The organism is Thiocapsa imhoffii, assembly GCF_016583985.1.
In the GTDB taxonomy this organism is placed as follows: domain Bacteria; phylum Pseudomonadota; class Gammaproteobacteria; order Chromatiales; family Chromatiaceae; genus Thiocapsa; species Thiocapsa imhoffii.
Genome location: NZ_NRSD01000084.1, coordinates 1 through 675 on the forward strand (window position 1 = coordinate 1; position 675 = coordinate 675).

At 64.4% G+C, this 675-nt stretch carries 1 protein-coding gene; it reads left to right on the top strand.

Annotation, left to right across the window (positions count from 1 at the left end; all coding sequences use genetic code 11):
• Window positions 1-50: 50 nt before the first annotated feature.
• Window positions 51-675, top strand: a 625-nt coding sequence (locus tag CKO25_RS20750) for a PKD domain-containing protein (RefSeq protein ID WP_338115199.1), incomplete at its 3' end; no start/stop codon positions are given.

The window sequence follows — 675 nt, forward strand, 5'->3', positions numbered from 1 at the left end:
CGATCAGTACGCGGCAGTGGAGTTTTGGGGATGGTGGGAGCAGTGGTGCGGTGAATCCGGAGCACACCTATCAGGCGCCTGGGACCTACAGTGTGCAGTTGACGGTGACGGGGCCGGGAGGACAGGACACGCTGACGCGCACGGGGTTGATTCGGGTGGTGGCGCCGGCGGTGGCGCCGGTGGCGGATTTTGCGGCGGCGGTGACGACGGGGGTAGCGCCGTTGGTGGTGTCGTTTGAGAATCGCACGAGTGGTGAGGTGACGGGTTACGAGTGGACGTTTGGGGATGGGGGGACGAGTACGGCGGTGGCGCCGACGCGGACCTACGCGGCCCCGGGCAAGTACACGGTAGAGTTACGTGCGGTGGGACCGGGGGGATCGCATGTGGCGCGCAAGGTGGATTTTGTCACGGTGACGGCGGCTGGTGGGGGTGGTGTGGCGCCGGTTGGGGGATTGGTGGCGGCGTATGGGTTTGAGGAGACGAGTGGTTCGAGTGTTCAGGACGGGTCGGGTCAGGGTAATCACGGGACCTTATTGAATGTGACGCGCACGACGCAGGGTCGTTTTGGGCGGGCGTTGTCGTTCAATGGGACGAATAGTTTGGTGACGGTGGAGCACAGTGCGTCGTTGGGGTTGAGTGATGGGATGACGCTCTCGGCGTGGGTGTATCCGACGG